At 53.7% G+C, this 1,938-nt stretch carries 3 protein-coding genes; all 3 read right to left on the reverse strand.

The genetic code is table 11. From position 1 onward, the window contains the following. Window positions 1–115 precede the first annotated feature (115 nt). On the reverse strand, window positions 116–823 hold the full coding sequence (locus AC1DWF_RS31660; RefSeq protein WP_476804291.1) for a helix-turn-helix domain-containing protein: 708 nt from the start codon (window positions 821–823) through the stop codon (window positions 116–118). A gap of 174 nt (window positions 824–997) precedes the next feature. Further along, window positions 998–1,597: a HupE/UreJ family protein gene (locus AC1DWF_RS31665; RefSeq protein ID WP_476785801.1), complete on the reverse strand. Its 600-nt coding sequence runs from the start codon at window positions 1,595–1,597 to the stop codon at window positions 998–1,000. 63 nt (window positions 1,598–1,660) lie between these two features. Further along, the coding region (locus AC1DWF_RS31670) for an arginase family protein (protein WP_476842525.1) at window positions 1,661–1,938 on the reverse strand (278 nt) is incomplete at its 5' end.

Genomic DNA, 1,938 nt, shown 5'->3' on the forward strand with positions numbered 1-1,938 from the left:
CTATTGAGGTCTACACAATAGACAATCCTGCGGCTAATCACTTGGCAAGGAGAAGAAAGCTTCGTGAGGAATTTGTAAGATGCATCGAAGAACTTACGACCGCCGAGATGTCGACCTAGCTGCTTTGTACGCCAGGTCGATATGACACTATTGAAAGTATGCGAATAGGAAGTTTTATCAGCTCTGACGGACCGTGTGGCGATTTGGCTTCAAAGAACAAACTATCTCCAGTCGTCATTTGATAGGATTTATCTCCGTGTAAATAGACCATCTCCCCCTCTAGTACGAATATAAACTCTAGCCCGTCGTGTTGAAACTGAGGGTATTTATCGAGGTGTTCTTCTAGGGTTATCAAGTATGGTTCAACGACGACATCGTTGTCATTCGGGATTGTATAGCCGAGTAGGCTGTACCTATGCCCCATTCGCGTGGCAGGCCTCTGCACATCGACGCCGCCACCTGATTTGACGAAAATAGCCTCGGTCGGTTCTTCGCAATCTTGGAAAATAACTGCCAGCGGCAATCCAAGAGCTGATGACACTGCCTGCAACGTACCCAACGAGGGAGAGATGGAGCCGTTCTCTATCTTGGACAGCATGCCAACTGAAATGCTTGCTGCCGCCGCCAGATCAGATGCTGTGACACCAATCTTGCGCCTATAGGATCTAACCTTGTTGCCGATCGCCGTACGAAGAAGCGCATCACGCGAGGGTCGTCCCGTGCATTCGGATTGGGAACACAAAAGCGGCGATGCTGATGCACTGGACGCCAAACGCGAGGCCACATCTGGCAATGACTCTACTGCGCTTTGGAAATCGGACATCTATTTTCCTCACTTTCGAAAAGGGGGCAAATGGAAGTCAACCGTGAGGTCACCAACTATCGAATTTTTGTACAGGCCTTCTTTGCAACCTTGTGTGAGGTGGCCGTTTACGGCCACGTCACAGTTTGACGGGCCCCTCGCTGCGCCCCAGGTCTACCCTTTGTGCTACAGCCCTTAAGCAACGCCGCCCAAAAGACCGACGACGCCGACCATGGCGGCCGCACCACCGAGCAACTTGGCGATTGCCGGTTGGCCTGAGTTAGTGGACCGTCCGATCATTGAGCCAATGCCGACACCAACGGCGTACAGCAATGCCGTCGCAGCCATGAATCCCGCCCCGTAGGCAATGCCCCCAACGGTGTCTGGCATTTCAGCTCCGTGCGCGTGCCCGTGAAAAATTGCAAAGGCAGCAACGAGCGCCATTGCCACCGAGATCGGAGCGGCAAAGCCGAACGCTACGACTGCACCGAGCACAACGATCGAAAGACCGATCCCGAATTCGACCAGTGGCAACTGAAATCCGGCCATCCCGATGGCCCCGCCGACAGCCATGGCAGCGATGAAACTCGCCGGGAGTAGCCAGGTAGCGCGGCCGCCCCGCTGAAACGCAAAGATGCCAACGAGGACCATGGCCAGAACGTGGTCCAATCCGCCGATTGGATGCATCAATCCTTGGAAAAGCCCAAGATCGCCATGACCAGGATGCGCCAGCGCTTGGCTGGGAAGAAACGCGAGGAACGGAACTGTCGCTAGGTATAATTTGCGTATTGGCATACTTAGTATCCCATTTCTACAGAGTGATTTGACGGTATGAGGTGACGATCGACAAACAAGTTATTAGCTGTTGGCGCGGTGCCCTAGCTTGTTGTTTGCAATCAGCGTTCCAAGCGTGTCCAGAATGACCCGAGTGGCAAGTTGTGCTGTGTTGTCGTTGACATCATACGGAGGGGAGACCTCAACGACCTCCATGCCGCATAGTCCCTCCGCCGCAATAGCGCGAATAATCTCGAATGCTTCGCGAGGCATAAGCCCACCTGGTTCTGGAGAGCCAGTTCCTGGTGCGAACCCTGGATCGATGGAGTCGATGTCAAATGACAGATAGACCGCCTTGCAGC

The sequence above is a fragment of the Aminobacter sp. P4_D5 genome (genome assembly GCF_056401815.1).